This is a genomic window from Pannonibacter sp. SL95 (genome assembly GCF_026672425.1).
In the GTDB taxonomy this organism is placed as follows: Bacteria; Pseudomonadota; Alphaproteobacteria; order Rhizobiales; family Stappiaceae; genus Pannonibacter.
This window is the reverse complement of sequence record NZ_JAPPRC010000003.1, coordinates 1,989,351-2,003,718: the sequence shown is the minus strand read 5'-3', so window position 1 is coordinate 2,003,718 and position 14,368 is coordinate 1,989,351. Positions and strand designations below refer to the sequence as shown.

Annotated in this window: 13 protein-coding genes; 6 read left to right on the top strand and 7 right to left on the bottom strand. The window is 63.0% G+C overall.

Annotated elements, in window-relative coordinates; translation table 11 throughout:
* The 6 genes from lptG to OVA12_RS10065 all read left to right on the top strand — a co-directional run bounded on the left by lptG (nucleotide 1) and on the right by OVA12_RS10065 (nucleotide 7,673).
* Nucleotides 1-1,092 (top strand): LPS export ABC transporter permease LptG, encoded by a 1,092-nt coding sequence (lptG, locus tag OVA12_RS10090; RefSeq protein WP_268136844.1) that lies wholly within the window; start codon nucleotides 1-3, stop codon nucleotides 1,090-1,092.
* Nucleotides 1,092-3,491: an LPS-assembly protein LptD gene (locus OVA12_RS10085; protein ID WP_268136842.1), complete on the top strand. Its 2,400-nt coding sequence runs from the start codon at nucleotides 1,092-1,094 to the stop codon at nucleotides 3,489-3,491. Before lptG ends, OVA12_RS10085 begins: the two co-directional genes overlap by 1 nt.
* Before the next feature lie 218 nt (nucleotides 3,492-3,709).
* Nucleotides 3,710-4,615: a peptidylprolyl isomerase gene (locus OVA12_RS10080; protein ID WP_268136840.1), complete on the top strand. Its 906-nt coding sequence runs from the start codon at nucleotides 3,710-3,712 to the stop codon at nucleotides 4,613-4,615.
* A 13-nt stretch (nucleotides 4,616-4,628) separates the two neighbouring features.
* A complete protein-coding gene (gene pdxA / locus OVA12_RS10075) occupies nucleotides 4,629-5,648 on the top strand; it encodes a 4-hydroxythreonine-4-phosphate dehydrogenase PdxA (protein WP_268136838.1) in 1,020 nt (339 codons plus the stop codon).
* Nucleotides 5,645-6,487 (top strand): 16S rRNA (adenine(1518)-N(6)/adenine(1519)-N(6))-dimethyltransferase RsmA, encoded by an 843-nt coding sequence (gene rsmA, locus OVA12_RS10070; protein WP_268136836.1) that lies wholly within the window; start codon nucleotides 5,645-5,647, stop codon nucleotides 6,485-6,487. The genes pdxA and rsmA overlap by 4 nt, the downstream gene beginning before the upstream one ends.
* Nucleotides 6,488-6,596: 109 nt before the next feature.
* Entirely contained in the window at nucleotides 6,597-7,673 is a 1,077-nt protein-coding gene (locus OVA12_RS10065; protein WP_268136834.1) for a DUF4214 domain-containing protein, read from the top strand.
* A gap of 69 nt (nucleotides 7,674-7,742) precedes the next feature.
* On the opposite strand, the gene gmk is transcribed toward OVA12_RS10065, so the two are convergent.
* From gmk to fabD, 7 genes are all read right to left on the bottom strand, one after another.
* The gene (gene gmk, locus OVA12_RS10060) at nucleotides 7,743-8,447 is read right to left on the bottom strand and encodes a guanylate kinase (RefSeq protein ID WP_268136832.1); all 705 of its coding nucleotides are present in this window, start codon (nucleotides 8,445-8,447) and stop codon (nucleotides 7,743-7,745) included.
* A gap of 4 nt (nucleotides 8,448-8,451) precedes the next feature.
* Nucleotides 8,452-9,342, bottom strand: a complete 891-nt coding sequence (locus OVA12_RS10055; RefSeq protein ID WP_268136830.1) for a YicC/YloC family endoribonuclease — start codon at nucleotides 9,340-9,342, stop codon at nucleotides 8,452-8,454.
* A gap of 60 nt (nucleotides 9,343-9,402) precedes the next feature.
* The gene (gene mltG, locus OVA12_RS10050; protein ID WP_268136828.1) at nucleotides 9,403-10,518 is read right to left on the bottom strand and encodes an endolytic transglycosylase MltG; all 1,116 of its coding nucleotides are present in this window, start codon (nucleotides 10,516-10,518) and stop codon (nucleotides 9,403-9,405) included.
* 230 nt (nucleotides 10,519-10,748) lie between these two features.
* Entirely contained in the window at nucleotides 10,749-12,011 is a 1,263-nt protein-coding gene (gene fabF, locus OVA12_RS10045) for a beta-ketoacyl-ACP synthase II (protein ID WP_268136826.1), read from the bottom strand.
* A gap of 64 nt (nucleotides 12,012-12,075) precedes the next feature.
* Nucleotides 12,076-12,312, bottom strand: a complete 237-nt coding sequence (locus OVA12_RS10040; RefSeq protein ID WP_161676023.1) for an acyl carrier protein — start codon at nucleotides 12,310-12,312, stop codon at nucleotides 12,076-12,078.
* A gap of 252 nt (nucleotides 12,313-12,564) precedes the next feature.
* Nucleotides 12,565-13,302 carry a 3-oxoacyl-[acyl-carrier-protein] reductase gene (gene fabG, locus OVA12_RS10035; protein WP_268136825.1) on the bottom strand — a complete coding sequence of 246 codons (738 nt, stop codon included), beginning with the start codon at nucleotides 13,300-13,302 and terminating at the stop codon, nucleotides 12,565-12,567.
* A 53-nt stretch (nucleotides 13,303-13,355) separates the two neighbouring features.
* The gene (gene fabD, locus OVA12_RS10030) at nucleotides 13,356-14,303 is read right to left on the bottom strand and encodes an ACP S-malonyltransferase (RefSeq protein WP_268136824.1); all 948 of its coding nucleotides are present in this window, start codon (nucleotides 14,301-14,303) and stop codon (nucleotides 13,356-13,358) included.
* Nucleotides 14,304-14,368 lie beyond the last annotated feature (65 nt).

Sequence of the window (14,368 nt, the reverse complement as noted above, 5' to 3'; positions counted from 1 at the left end):
ATGCTGGGCCGGACCCTCACCGTCTATTTCTCGGCGCGCTTCCTGAAGGCCATCCTCGGCCTGTTCCTGCTCGCCGCTGTGCTGATCTACTTGTTCGACGTGCTCGAGCTGCTCCGCCGGGCGGGCGAGCGGGGCGATGCCTCCGTCTTGCGGGTCAGCCTGATCTCGCTTCTGCGTGTTCCCCTGCTGCTGGAGCAGGTCATCCCCTTCGCGGTCCTGTTTGGCGCCATCCTCGCCTTTGTCACGCTCAGCCGGGCCCTCGAGCTGGTCATCACCCGCGCGGCTGGCATCTCGGTCTGGCAATTCGGCGCCCCGGCCGCGCTCGTCGCGCTGGTTCTGGGGGTTCTGTCGGTCACGGCCTACAACCCGATGGCCGTCTGGATGCAGCAGCGCTCCGACGATCTGGCCGCCGGCATTTTTGGGTCAGAAGAAACATTCCTGCTGCAGACCACCAATTCGGTCTGGCTGCGCCAGGACGGGGTCGACGGCGAATCGGTCCTGCACGCCGAGCAGCTGCTTGGACAGGGCACCGTGCTGCGCGGGGTGACGATCTTCACCTTTGACCACAAGGGCACGTTCCAGGAGCGGATCGAGGCGCGCGAGGCGCGTCTCTTCGAGGAATACTGGAACCTCGCAGACGCCATCGTCTACACCACAGAGGCCGATCCGCAGCGCTATGGTGCCTACAAGGTGTCGACGTTCCTGACGCCAACGGAAGTGCGCGAAAGCATTGGCGCGCCCGAATCAATTTCGTTCTGGGAACTGCCGCGTTTCATTGAACTCGCCCGCCGCGCCGGCCTTCCGGCCTATCGATATACGCTTCAATATCAGACGCTTCTGGCCCGTCCCCTGCTTTTGCTGGCGATGGTTCTGATCGCCGCTGCGGTTTCCCTGAAGGTTTCTCGCTTTGGCGGGCTTGGCCGGATGATTCTGGGTGGAATCCTTGCTGGCTTCGTGCTTTACGTTCTGTCGGAGCTTGCGCGTGATTTCGGTGGAGCGGGTATCGTACCGCCGTTGATCGCCGCCTGGGCTCCGGGAGTGTTTGGAGTTCTCATGGGATTGACGATCCTGCTCAATCAGGAAGACGGCTGATGGCGAAGACCCCGCTTGTCGCCCCCTCTTTCCTGACGCAAGGCGCTGTGCGCCCGGCACGCGGACTTTACGTCCGTGGCCTCGGGCTCGTCATTGCCAGCAGTCTGGCTGTTGCCGCGGCCACGCCGCTGCCGGCCAGCGCGCAGGATTCGCTCACCAGCGCCTTGCAGGCCCGCGTCAATCCTGACGCGCAGATGCTGCTTGAGGCCGGTGAACTCACCTATGATTTCGACCGCGACGTGATCTCCGCGATTGGCAAGGTCGAGATTTTCTATGACGGGTTTACCCTCGAGGCCGAGCGGGTCGATTTCGACCGCAAGGCCGGCAAGATGGTGGCCAAGGGCTATGTCCGCTTCACCGAGCCGGACGGCAACGTCGTCACCAGCAACGAGATGCAGCTGTCGGATGATTTCGCCGAGGGCTTTGCCAATTCGCTGCAGCTCGACACGCCGGAGCGCACCCGTTTCATTGCCGACCGCGCCACGCGCAGCGCCGGCAACGTGACGACCTTCGAGAACGGCCTCTACACCGTCTACACCAATCCGAACCGGCCGGCGAACAAGCCGCCGCTTTGGCGTCTGCGCGCCCAGAAGATCATTCACAACCAGCAGGAACAGGTCGTCCATTTCGAGGACGCCTCGCTGGAGTTCTTCGGCCAGCCGATCGCCTATATGCCGTATCTGTCGATGCCGGATCCGAGCGTGAAGCGGAAGACCGGTTTCCTGATGCCATCAGGCGTCTATTCGCAGCGCACCGGCGTGGGCGTCGCCCTGCCCTATTACTGGGCGCTGGACCCGAGCTACGACCTCACGGCAACGCTGACGCCGATGTCTAAGCAGGGCGTGCTCAGCGAAGCCCTGTGGCGCCAGCGTCTCGTGTCCGGTTCCTACCGTGTCGCCGCAGCCGGTATCTTCCAGTCGCAGCCGTCGGAATTCCGGGGCACGTCCGGTGACCGCCGCTGGCGCGGTGCCATCCACACGGATGGTGAGTTCCGCATCTCGCGCGACTGGAAATGGGGCTGGGACCTCACCCACAAGACCGACCGCGCGTTCCTGCGTGACTACGACAGCGTCAGCTTCGCCAAGAGTGACGAAGTCTCCCAGATCTATCTGGCCGGCGAGACGCGCCGCAATGCGTTCTCCGTCAAGGCCTATGCCTTCCAGATCTCGCAGGAAGACTACAACTCCGCGCCCGATGGTCATGACCCGATCGGCCCCTTCGCCAAGGTCGGCAGCAGCCTGCAGGACAAGCAGCCATACGTGCTGCCGGTCATCGACTATGACTACGTGTTCGAGAACCCGATTGCGGGCGGTGAACTGTCGCTGTCGAGCAACTTCACCAGCCTGACGCGCAACAAGACCGATGCCTTCGCCTTCAATGGCGTAGACCGGTTCCGCGGTATTGACGGGACTTTCTCCCGCCTGACGGTCCAGACCGACTGGCGCCGCACGGTCATCGATCCGATTGGCCAGGTCTTCACGCCCTTTGCCTATGTTCGCGGCGACCTGTTCTTCCTGGCCTCCCAGGACAAGAACGTGACCGCGCTCACCGGCGATGCCTTTGCCGGCCGCTTTATGCCGGCCGCCGGTCTTGAGTACCGCTATCCGTTTGTCGCCACCTTCGACGGCGGCAATCAGATCATCGAGCCGGTCGCCCAGATCATCGTGCGTCCGGACGAGCAGCGCATCGGCCAGCTGCCGAATGACGACGCCCAGAGCCTCGTGTTTGATGCGTCGACCCTGTTCGACTATGACAAGTTCTCCGGTTTTGACCGCGCCGAAGGCGGCACGCGGGCCAACATCGGCCTGAATTACAAGCTGCAGTTCGACGGCGGCCAGTATCTGAGCACCATGTTCGGTCGCTCGTTCCACTTGGCAGGCAAGAACTCCTATTCCCAGACTGATCTTCTGGGCGCAACGCGCAATTCGGGTCTCGAGACTGGCCGCTCCGACTACGTCGGCAGTGCCTATTTCGATACGCGCTACGGCGTGAAGTTCGGCGCACAGGCGCGGTTTGACGACAAGACCTTCGCTGTGCGGCGCCTTCAGGCGCAGGGCACAGCGACCTATGGCCCGGTGGTCAGCACGCTCGCCTATGCCTTCCTCGGAGCGCAGCCGGATCTCGGCATCGACAAGCCGCGTGAAGAGGTCCTGGGCGCCGCCAGCCTGCGCCTCAGCGACAACTGGCGCATCTTCGGCTCGCTGCGGTACGACATGGAAAACCGCAACGTCGTGCAGGATGGCCTTGGCGTCGGCTACGACGATGAAGGTTTCTCGCTCTCGGTCGCCTATCAGGAAGACCGCAGCCGCAACAACAAGGAACCGGTCGACCGGACCGTGTTCTTCCGGTTCGGCCTGCGGACCATTGGCGATACGCAGGTTTCGACCGGCGGTCTGTGATCAGACTGCCAGCCCTGCGGCGGATTACCCTACTTTGGCCATGGTTTGTCGTCATGGCCAGAGAGCAGGTTTTGCGGTGGTCACCGCGACAGATCCGGAACGGTGTGGCACAACCGGACCAGATCGGCAGTTGGCCAGTACGGCACAAGGGAGGAGTCGGACACCAGCGTCCGACCGGTCAGAACATGAAGACGTCTATTCTCCTCGCATGCATGGCCATGCTTCTGGCCACAGTTCCGGTGCCACGCGCTGCGGCACAGTCGTCGATCAAGGTCATTGTCGCCGACCAGGCGGTTACCTCCTATGACATTGGCCAGCGCGCCCGTCTCATCACCCTGACCCAGCGCAAGAACAGCGGCGCAGCCACCCGCGAAGCGCAGGAAGAGCTGATCGACGAGGTTCTCAAGCTGCGCGAAGCCCGGCGGATGGGCATCAGCGTGTCCAAGTCGGAAGTTGATGGAGCCTTCGCCAGCATCGCCTCCCGGGTGAAACTTTCGCCTCAGAACCTTGCCGGAGCCTTGCGTCAGGCGGGCGTTGATCCGGAAACCCTGCGCAATCGCCTGAAGGCAGAACTCGCCTGGCAGCAGCTGGTGCGCATGCGTTTCCGCACGGAAGTGCAGATCAGCGAGACGGACATTGTCAACGCGCTGCAGAAGCAGAAGGCCGACAGCAAGGACAAGGAAAACCAGCCTGCCGTCAGCATCGAGTACGAGCTGCAGCAGGTGATCTTTGTCGTGCCGGCCAAGTCGACCGGTGCCTTCAAGACCCAGCGCAAGCGCGAGGCGGAAACGCTGCGCAAGAGCTTCACGTCCTGCGAACAGGGCGTCCCCCAGGCCCGCACCCTGTCGGAAGTCGTGGTCAAGTCGATCGGTTTCCGCCTTGAAACGGAACTGCCGCCGGACATGAAGGACGTCATCGGCAAGACCGAAGTCGGCCGCCTGACACCGCCGGTGGATTCCGAACGTGGCATCCAGATGATCGCCGTCTGCAAGAAGCGCGAGATCAAGTCTGACATTTCGGCCCGGACGGCCATCGAGGATGATCTGCGCCAGAAGGAAGGCGACCAGCTTTCCCGCCGCTACATCCAGGAACTGCGCCGCGCGGCCGTGATCGTCTACAAGTAAGCAGGACAGACCCATGGCCAATCCCCGCCTCGCCCTCGCCGTGACCTGCGGCGAGCCTGCCGGAATTGGCCCGGATGTCACGCTGACGGCCTGGACACGCCGGGACGAGCTGGAGCTGCCGACCTTCTATGTCCGCGCCGATCCCGCCTTCCTGCGCTCCAGAGCCGGTCGCCTGTCTCTGGACGTTCCCATCGAGGAAGTGACACCCGAGACAGCCGCCTTGGTCTTCGGCCAGGCCCTGCCGGTCGTGCCGACGGGACCTGCCATCGCGGATCATCCGGGCGACCCGACGCCGGCAACCGGCGCTGCGGTCATCGCCTCGATCGACGCCTGTGTCGAAGACGTACGCACGGGCCGCGCAAGCGCGGTGGTGACCAATCCGATCGCCAAGAAGGTGCTCTACGACGCCGGGTTCCGGCATCCGGGCCATACCGAGTATCTCGGCGAGCTTGCGACCCGCTTTGCTCCGGGACCTTTTCTGCCGGTGATGCTGCTCGCCGGCCCCAAACTCATGGTCGTGCCGGTCACCATCCATGTGCCGCTGGCAGAGGTGCCAAGACTGCTGACGGCGGACCTCCTCGCCAGCACAGCCCGCATCGTCCACCATGATCTGGTCACCCGCTTTGGCCTTGAACGGCCGCGCATCGCTGTCTGCGGCCTCAACCCGCATGCCGGCGAAGGCGGCAGCATGGGCACCGAGGACCGCGACCTGATCGCGCCCGTTCTCGAGGTGCTGAAAAGCGAAGGCCTCAATGTCAGTGGCCCCTGGCCCGCCGACACTCTGTTCCACGATGCCGCCCGCGCCACCTACGACGTCGTGCTCGGCATGTACCACGACCAGGTGCTGATCCCCGTGAAGACCATCGGTTTCGATGATACGGTCAACGCCACGCTGGGCCTGCCGTTCGTGCGCACGTCACCCGACCATGGCACGGCCTTTGCCATTGCCGGCACCGGCGCGGCGCGCTGTGACAGCTTTGCCGCCGCCGTGCGCATGGCCGGAGCCCTGACGAGCGAAGGCCTGACGGCATGAGCCAGATCGACGACCTGCCACCGCTGCGCGATGTCATCCGCACCCATGGGCTGGATGCCAAGAAGTCTCTCGGCCAGAACTTCCTGCTCGATCTCAACCTTACCTCCCGCATTGCCCGCGCTGCCGGCGACCTGTCCAACGCCACGGTCGTCGAAGTCGGCCCCGGTCCCGGCGGCCTGACCCGTGCGTTGCTCGCCAATGGCGCGCGCAAGGTCATTGCCATCGAGAAGGACAGCCGCTGCCTGCCGGCGCTGGCCGAAGTCAGCGCCCGCTATCCAGGCCGGCTGGAGGTGATCGAGGGCGACGCGCTGAAGGTGGATGTCGCCGCGCTCAGCGAAGGCTATCCGGTCAAGATCGTCGCCAACCTGCCCTATAACGTCGGCACACAGCTGCTGCTCAACTGGATCACCACGCCGGTCTGGCCGCCGTTCTGGGCCTCGCTGACGCTGATGTTCCAGAAGGAAGTCGGCCAGCGCATCACCGCCACCGTGGATGACGACCATTACGGCCGCCTCGGCGTCCTTGCCGGCTGGCGCACCCGTGCGCGCATCCTGTTCGACATCGGGCCGCAGGCCTTCACCCCGCCGCCGAAAGTCACCTCGGCCGTGGTGCATCTTGAGCCCAATCCGGAGCCCCTGCCCTGCGCACTGGCCGATCTCGAACGGCTCACCGCTGCTGCCTTCGGCCAGCGCCGCAAGATGCTGCGCGCCTCTCTGAAAGGCGTGAAGCCAGACGCTGAACAGCGCATCGCCGACTGCGGCATCGCCCCCACCGCTCGCGCCGAAGAGATCGACATCCCCGGCTTCGTCAAGCTGGCCTCGCGATTTGCGGAGAGCTGAGGGCATAGTCAGCGTGTACTGCCCATAGAACCGCATCTCATGCTTGCACTTTCCCCTTGCGAAATCTATCAGTGACACCTCAAATCGTTCACTGAGCAAGGTGATCTCAATGGCGTCATTTACAATCAAACAGGGTGATAATTTCGGGACGACCGACAATGACTTTTTCCATCATAATTCAAATATAGAATCATTCAATTTAGATGGCGGCGATGGCTATGACACCTTAAGGATAAATGTCGCATTTCTGACGCAACGCAACGTCGATAATGTAGAACGATTTGAATTCTATGGCACCTGGCAAAAAGCACAAAACTTTGCGTTCGGAATGGCTGGCAGGCCGGTATTTGTCGATTTTTCCGAAGCAAATATAAGAACGTCTGTGTATGTTTACAGTTCAAACTCCACTGTGATCGGCAACGGCGCTATTAGCTTAGGAGCTACGGGGAACTCCCAGATCCGCTACTTTGACATGGAGAGTGGAGTTTATCGTGGCGTTTATGAAGAGCGGCAAATTGAGAATACCTATAAAAAATTTAATGTTGTATCGGCCCAGTACAATGACGATCCAGTCTTCGGAAATCAGTTTAACAATATTGCAATCTTGGGATCAGGGAAGAATTACTTTGACGGCAGAGGCGGCCTCGATACTGTTCGCATTCAAGGCTGCCCACCAGCCTACAAGATTGAAAAGACCGCAAATGGTCACTTGATAAGTCTTGAGAGATCGGTGACGCCACAATCAACTGAACTGGTCAGCGTAGAGCGGGTCGAGTTTACATGTTATGGCGTAAAAATACTTGCGTTCGATCTCGAGGGCGCCGCCGGTCAGACCTATCGCCTCTATCAGGCTGCCTTTGCCCGCACACCCGATACTGACGGACTGAGGCACAATGTAAAGCTGGTGGATGCCGGGATGACAATGAACCAGATGTCATCTGCTTTTCTGGGGTCAGCAGAATTCATCCAGCGCTACGGCAGAAACACTTCCGACAGCGCTTACATCAATGCCCTTTACAACAATGTCCTTGGCCGAGATGCAGAGAGTGCTGGGCTTGCAGGCTGGATCGAGCGACTGTCATCCGGCACATGGGACCGGGCGAGTGTCCTCATCGGCTTCTCCGAGAGCGCCGAGAACAAGGCCCTTGTCGGTCCAGCAATCGAAAACGGCATCTGGCTGCTTTGATCCCGGCAGCAACAAGCCCGCCACCGGGACCGGCAGCGGGCTTCTTGTTGACTTCACTAGGCGCGGCGCTCAGCTCTCGCCGGCCAGCTCGCCCTGAAGGTCACCGACCATGCCCTCGATGAACGGGCCGATGGCGGCCGAGCGGGCGCGCTTGTGGCGTTCGGCTTTCAGGATTGCCCGGACCGCCTCGAAGGCGCGGCTCAGATCCTCGTTAACGACGACATAGTCGTATTCTGTCCAGTGACGCATCTCGCCGACAGCCGTCTTGAGACGGCGCAGGATGACCTCCTGCGTGTCTTCGGCACGGCGGTGCAGGCGTGACTTCATTTCAGCGATGGAGGGCGGCAGGATGAACACCGACACGACATCGTCGCGCATGCGTTCATAGAGCTGGAACGTGCCCTGGATGTCGATGTCGAACAACACGTCGCGGCCTTCACCGAGGGCCTTCTCGACCGGATCACGCGGCGTGGCGTAGTAGTTGCCATGCACCTCGGCCCATTCGAGCAGCTCGCCGCGATCACGCATCTGCTCGAAGCGCTCGCGCGTGATGAAGTGATAATGCACGCCATCGATCTCGCTGGTGCGGCGCGGCCGCGTCGTCACCGAGATGGAGAGTTCGAGATTGTCTTCCCGCTCCAGCAGCAGCCGGGCAATGGTCGACTTGCCGGCGCCAGACGGCGAGGACAGCACGAGCATCAGCCCGCGGCGGTGGGATTCAGCCTCATCGGCGGTAACGACGGTCCCGGTTTGCGGCTTGCCTTGGTCAGCCATCGGATCACTCCAGGTTCTGAACTTGTTCGCGGAGCTGGTCGATCACGGCCTTCAGCTCCAGCCCGATCGCCGTCAGGGCGACGTCATTCGACTTGGAGCACAGCGTGTTGGCTTCGCGGTTGAATTCCTGCGCGAGAAAATCGAGCTTGCGGCCGATCGGGCCGCCATCGGCGATGAGCTTGCGCGCGGCAGACACGTGGGCGACCAGCCGGTCCAGTTCCTCGCGCACATCAGCCTTGGTCGCCAGAAGCGCAGCTTCCTGCGCCAGACGCTGCGGATCGAGAGCCGGAACAGCGTCGACCAGCTCCTCAACGAGCGCCTTCAGACGCGCCTTGATCGCCTCCGTCTGACGCGCCGGCAAGGCTTCGGCCGCCCGGGTTGCCGCCTCGATCGTGTCGAGGTGGGCGCTCAGCACCAGTGCGATGCTCTCACCCTCAAGGGCGCGCATGTCGGCCAGCGCCGACAGGGCTACGTCGAAACTGGCTGCAACCGCGCGCAAAAGCGCCTGCTGTGCCGCTTCGTCCTCTTCCGGCTCCTTCAGCTCCAGAACGCCCTTGTGCGCAAGGATGCCGTCGAGCGTCGCGGGCGCTGCGTCCGGCATCCGGCGGTGAAGAACCTGGATGGCGCGCAGGACCGCTTCCAGCGCCGCCTCGTTGACGCTCAGCACGGCCTCGCCCTGTGCCCGTTGCAGCGACAGGTTGGCCGAAACATTGCCGCGCGACAGGACCCGGGCGGCACGCGCCTTCAGTTCGCCTTCCAGTTCTTCCATGCCCGTCGGCAGCCGAAGCCGCAGATCAAGGTTCTTGCCGTTGACGGAGCGCAGTTCCCACGTCCAGCGGGTATCCCCTTCCGAGCCCTCGACCCGGGCGAATCCGGTCATGCTGGCCAGCGCCATGTGGTCTTCCTTCAAGATGCCAGAACACCGCCCAGGTCAGGGCGGTGCCGGCAGGATTGATTAGTTGGACGTCGCGGGAGCGGCAGGCTGGCCTTGCTGGTTGCGCTGGCTGCGCTCCACCTCGCGCCACTTGCGCACATTCGCCTGATGCTGCTCGTAAGTCTCGGCAAAGACATGACCGCCCGTGCCATCCGCAACGAAGTAAAGATCCTTGGTGCGGGACGGATTGGCCACGGCCTCCATGGCCGCGCGGCCGGGATTGCCGATCGGCCCGGGCGGCAGCGCGGGGATCTGATAGGTGTTATAGGGCGTCTTCCGGTCGAGATCAGCCCGGGTGATGGCCGAGCGGTCCTGCGTCCAGGCGTCGCCACCATAGATGCCATAGACGATTGTCGGATCCGACTGCAGCGGCATCGACTTGTTGAGCCGGTTGACGAAGACCCCGGCCACGCGCGGCCGCTCGTCGGCACGGGCGGTTTCCTTCTCGACGATCGAGGCGAGGATCACCAGCTCTTCCGGCGTCTTGACTGGCAAGTTTTCCGTCCGCCGGCTCCAGACTTCCTTCAGCAGCTTTTCCTGCGCTGCGACCATCTGGTCCAGCACCTGCTGACGGGTCGCACCGCGGGTGAAGGTGTAGGTCTCCGGCAGCAACGCCCCTTCCGCGGGGATCTTGGTGAGCTCGCCGGTCAGGATGTCGTTCTCGCGCAGCCGCGCGATGATCTGGGCCGTCGACCAGCCTTCCGGGATCGTCACGGAGTGGGTCACCGCATTGCCTTCGACGAGATCACGCATGACATCATGCATGGTCACGCCGGACTTGAACGCATACTCGCCAGCCTTCAGCTTGCCCGCGTTCTTGTAGGCGCGCACGCCCACGTCGAAGACCCAGGCGTTGGAAATGACCTTGTTGGCCTCCAGCGTCTCGGCGATGGTCGAAAGCCCCTGACCTGAAGAGATGATCACCGTGCGCTCGTCCGTCAGCGGACCGACCGCATCAAACTGGGTCTTGCCCCAATAGAGCGCGGCACCGGCGGCCAGCATCATCAGGACGACGCTGCTCAGGATCAGATTGATGAGGATGACAAAGGGGTTGCGCACATGGCGCGAGCGGGCGGGCGGCTCAGGGGCCCTGTCCGGCTGAATGGCCTCGCGCGGGCTTTTCGGCTTCAGTCGCATAGCGCGCTCGTTCCTCCGGATCGGTCCGCCGCTCTGCTCGTCAGCCGCATCCCGAAAGCTCGGACCGGGCGTCGGGAGGCAGGCGTCCTGTCGCGTGAATCTGCTGGCGGGGCCAGGGTCCCGGGCCACGTCCCGGTGCGGTTAAACCCTCCGATTGAGGCAAAACCGCGATGCAGGGTCTGTCCGGGCCGATCTGTCTGCGATCCGCCCGGACGAGCCTCAAGCCTGTCTCAGGCTGCGACCTTGCGGAACACCAGCGACGCGTTGGTGCCGCCGAAGCCGAAGGAGTTGGACAGGGCAATGTCGACATTCATCGGCTTTGCCTTGTGCGCGACCAGATCAATCTCCGTCTCGACGGACGGATTGTCGAGGTTGAGCGTCGGCGGCACGATGCTGTCACGGATTGCCAGGATCGAGAAGATCGCCTCGACCGCACCGGCAGCGCCCAGCAGATGGCCGATCGACGACTTGGTCGAGGACATCGTCAGGCGGTTGGCGGCATTGCCGACCAGGCGCTCGACAGCCCCCAGCTCGATCGTGTCGGCCATGGTCGAGGTGCCGTGGGCGTTCACGTAATCCAGGTCGCTCGCCATGATACCGGCGCGCTTCAGCGCCGCGCTCATGCAGCGATAGGCGCCATCGCCATCCTCGGACGGAGCCGTGATGTGATAGGCATCGCCCGACAGGCCATAACCGATCACTTCGGCATAAATCTTGGCGCCGCGACGGACCGCATGCTCGTATTCCTCGAGCACGACAACACCGGCGCCCTCGCCCATCACGAAGCCATCGCGGTCCTTGTCATAGGGACGCGACGCCCTTGTGGGCTGGTCATTGTAGATCGTTGCCAGCGCGCGGCACGCGGCAAAGCCGGCAAGCGACAGGCGGCAGATCGGAGATTCGGTGCCGCCGGCCACCATCACATCCGCATCGCCATAGGCAATGAGACGCGAGGCGTCACCAATGGCATGGGCGCCAGTGGAACAGGCCGTCACGACAGCATGGTTGGGACCCTTGAGACCGTGCCGGATCGAGACCTGGCCGCCGGCCAGGTTGATCAGGCGGCCGGGGATGAAGAACGGGCTGATGCGGCGCGGGCCCTTGTCCCGCAGCACATTGGCCGCCTCTTCGATGCCCTGGAGGCCGCCGATGCCGGAGCCGATCAGCACGCCCGAGCGGGTCTGCTCGTCATACGTGGTCGGCTTCCAGTTGGCATCGGCCAAGGCCTGATCCGCGGCAGCCATGGCATAGACGATGAAATCGTCCACCTTGCGCTGCTCTTTCGGATCCATCCAGTCATCCGGGTTGTATGCCCCCTCGACCGAAGGATCGCGCGGGATCTGACACGCAATCTGACAGGCAAGATCGTCGATCTCAAAGCCGGTGACGCGACGCGCACCGCTCTGGCCTTCGAGGATCTTCTTCCAGGTCACGTCAACTCCGCATCCAAGCGGAGTGACCATGCCCATACCGGTAACGACGACTCGTCTCATAAGCCCGCACATGGTTCGAGCAGCAGCGCGAACGCTGCGCCCGTAAGGTCAGGGGGAAACCGGATTAACCGGCGTTCTTTTCCAGGAAGCTGACAGCGTCACCGACGGTCAGGATCGTCTCGGCTGCATCGTCCGGGATCTCGACGCCGAATTCTTCTTCGAAAGCCATGACCAGCTCAACGGTGTCCAGGCTGTCTGCGCCGAGGTCGTCGATGAAGCTCGCGCCCAGGACTACCTTCTCGGAATCGACGCCCAGGTGCTCGACAACGATCTTCTTCACACGTTCCGCGATATCGCTCATTTTACTTACCTCGGTGGTTTTTACGAACCGGTCACCCGTGCAACCGCATCTTGGGCATATTTCAGAAATCCACAAGAGCTGGCTCGGACGTTATCCGGACTGAACGCTGGTCTGACCGCCGAAGGCAAGCCATCCCTTTGTACTTTCCAGAATAATCGGCGGCTAGGTATCACACTTTATAACGCATTACCAGACACCGAACCGGGGCTAGGAACGCCGGTGGACGGCTTGGTCCACCGGCAATTTCAGCTGTCAGATCATGGCCATGCCGCCGTTCACATGAAGGGTCTGGCCCGTCATGTAGGCAGCTTCGTCACTGGCCAGATAGACGGCGGCAGCGGCAATCTCCTGGGCAGTGCCAAGGCGGCCGGCCGGCACGGATCCCAGAATCGATTCCTTCTGCTTGTCGTTCAGCACATCGGTCATCGCGGTCTCGATGAAGCCGGGCGCGATGGTGTTGACCGTAACGTTGCGGCTGGCGATCTCGCGGGCGATCGACTTGTACATGCCGATCATGCCCGCCTTGGCCGCAGCATAGTTGGCCTGGCCCGGATTGCCGGTCACGCCGACGACCGACGTGATGCCGACGATGCGGCCATGGCGGCGCTTCATCATGCCTTTGATGGCGGCACGGCAGATGTGGAAGTTGGACGTCAGGTTCACTTCCAGAACCTGATCCCACTCTTCATCCTTCATGCGCATGAAGATGTTGTCGCGGGTGATGCCGGCGTTGTTGACGAGAATGTCGACCCGTCCCATGGCCGCTTCCGCAGCCGGGATCAGCCCTTCCACCGCGGCGCGGTCGGACAGATTGCACGGTGCGATGTGGACCCGCTCGCCCAAATCAGCAGCAAGGGCCTCAAGCTTTTCGGCGCGGGTGCCGGACAGGGTCACCACAGCGCCCTGGGCGTGCAGCGCGCGGGCAATGGCCTCGCCAATGCCACCGGTCGCGCCGGTCACGAGGGCCGTCCTGTCGGTCAGGTTGAACATTGCCTCTTCCTTCCTTGTTGGAATTCCTGCGTGCTTCGCCAGTCAGATGGCGATCAGCCGTTCAGCTTTTCAAGCATGGCATCCACATCGCCGGGCACATTGACGGCAAGGCCCGAAGCATCCTTGGCGATGCGCTTGACCATGCCGGAGAGAACCTTGCCTGCGCCAATCTCGACAAAGGTATCGACGCCTTCGCCCGACAGCCATTCGACCGACTCGCGCCAGCGCACGGTGCCGGTCACCTGCTCCACAAGCCGGGTACGGATTTCGGCCGGATCGCTGATCGGACGCGCCAGCACATTGGCGACCAGCGGAACCACCGGCGCGTGAATGGTGACATCGGCCAGCGCCGCAGCCATGGCATTGGCTGCCGGCTGCATCAGGGAGCAATGGAATGGTGCGGACACGGGAAGGATCACGGCGCGGCGGCCGCCCTTGCCCTTGGCAATCTCGACGGCGCGCTCGACGGCGGCCTTGTGGCCCGACACGACCACCTGCCCCGGCGCGTTGTCATTCGCCGCTTCGCAGACTTCGCCCGGCGCACTGGCCTCGGCAGCAACTTCCCGGGCGACATCGAATTCCAGACCCAGTAGCGCCGCCATTGCGCCGACGCCCACCGGAACGGCAGCCTGCATCGCGCTGCCGCGCAGGCGCAGGAGGCGCGCCGCATCGGCAATGCTGAGACTGCCGGCGGCCGCAAGCGCCGAGTACTCGCCGAGCGAATGGCCGGCAACATAGGCGGCGGACGCCTTCAGGTCGATACCGCGGGCTTCCATGACGCGCAGGGCCGCAAGGCTGACGGCCATCAGGGCCGGCTGCGCATTGGCGGTCAGCGTCAGTTCGTCCTTTTCGCCGGTCCACATCAGCTCGGAGAGTTTCTGTCCGAGGGCGTCGTCCACTTCGGCGAAGACAGCGCGTGCCTCCGGGAACGCATCGGCAAGTTCCTTGCCCATGCCGATGTCCTGACTGCCCTGTCCCGGGAAGATGAAAGCAACGCTCATGCCAGTGCCTCCGCTTCTGCAAGGCGCTCACGCCCCGCAGGTCTGTCTTTATCTCTATAGCCGGC

Bases quoted from the DNA above. Each gene is read 5' to 3' on its own strand.
- lptG (WP_268136844.1), top strand. From the start codon at position 1: ATGCTGGGCCGGACCCTCACCGTCTATTTCTCGGCGCGCTTCCTGAAG.
- OVA12_RS10085 (WP_268136842.1), top strand. From the start codon at position 1,092: ATGGCGAAGACCCCGCTTGTCGCCCCCTCTTTCCTGACGCAAGGCGCT.
- OVA12_RS10080 (WP_268136840.1), top strand. From the start codon at position 3,710: ATGCTTCTGGCCACAGTTCCGGTGCCACGCGCTGCGGCACAGTCGTCG.
- pdxA (WP_268136838.1), top strand. From the start codon at position 4,629: ATGGCCAATCCCCGCCTCGCCCTCGCCGTGACCTGCGGCGAGCCTGCC.
- rsmA (WP_268136836.1), top strand. From the start codon at position 5,645: ATGAGCCAGATCGACGACCTGCCACCGCTGCGCGATGTCATCCGCACC.
- OVA12_RS10065 (WP_268136834.1), top strand. From the start codon at position 6,597: ATGGCGTCATTTACAATCAAACAGGGTGATAATTTCGGGACGACCGAC.
- gmk (WP_268136832.1), bottom strand. From the start codon at position 8,447: ATGGCTGACCAAGGCAAGCCGCAAACCGGGACCGTCGTTACCGCCGAT.
- OVA12_RS10055 (WP_268136830.1), bottom strand. From the start codon at position 9,342: ATGGCGCTGGCCAGCATGACCGGATTCGCCCGGGTCGAGGGCTCGGAA.
- mltG (WP_268136828.1), bottom strand. From the start codon at position 10,518: ATGCGACTGAAGCCGAAAAGCCCGCGCGAGGCCATTCAGCCGGACAGG.
- fabF (WP_268136826.1), bottom strand. From the start codon at position 12,011: ATGAGACGAGTCGTCGTTACCGGTATGGGCATGGTCACTCCGCTTGGA.
- OVA12_RS10040 (WP_161676023.1), bottom strand. From the start codon at position 12,312: ATGAGCGATATCGCGGAACGTGTGAAGAAGATCGTTGTCGAGCACCTG.
- fabG (WP_268136825.1), bottom strand. From the start codon at position 13,302: ATGTTCAACCTGACCGACAGGACGGCCCTCGTGACCGGCGCGACCGGT.
- fabD (WP_268136824.1), bottom strand. From the start codon at position 14,303: ATGAGCGTTGCTTTCATCTTCCCGGGACAGGGCAGTCAGGACATCGGC.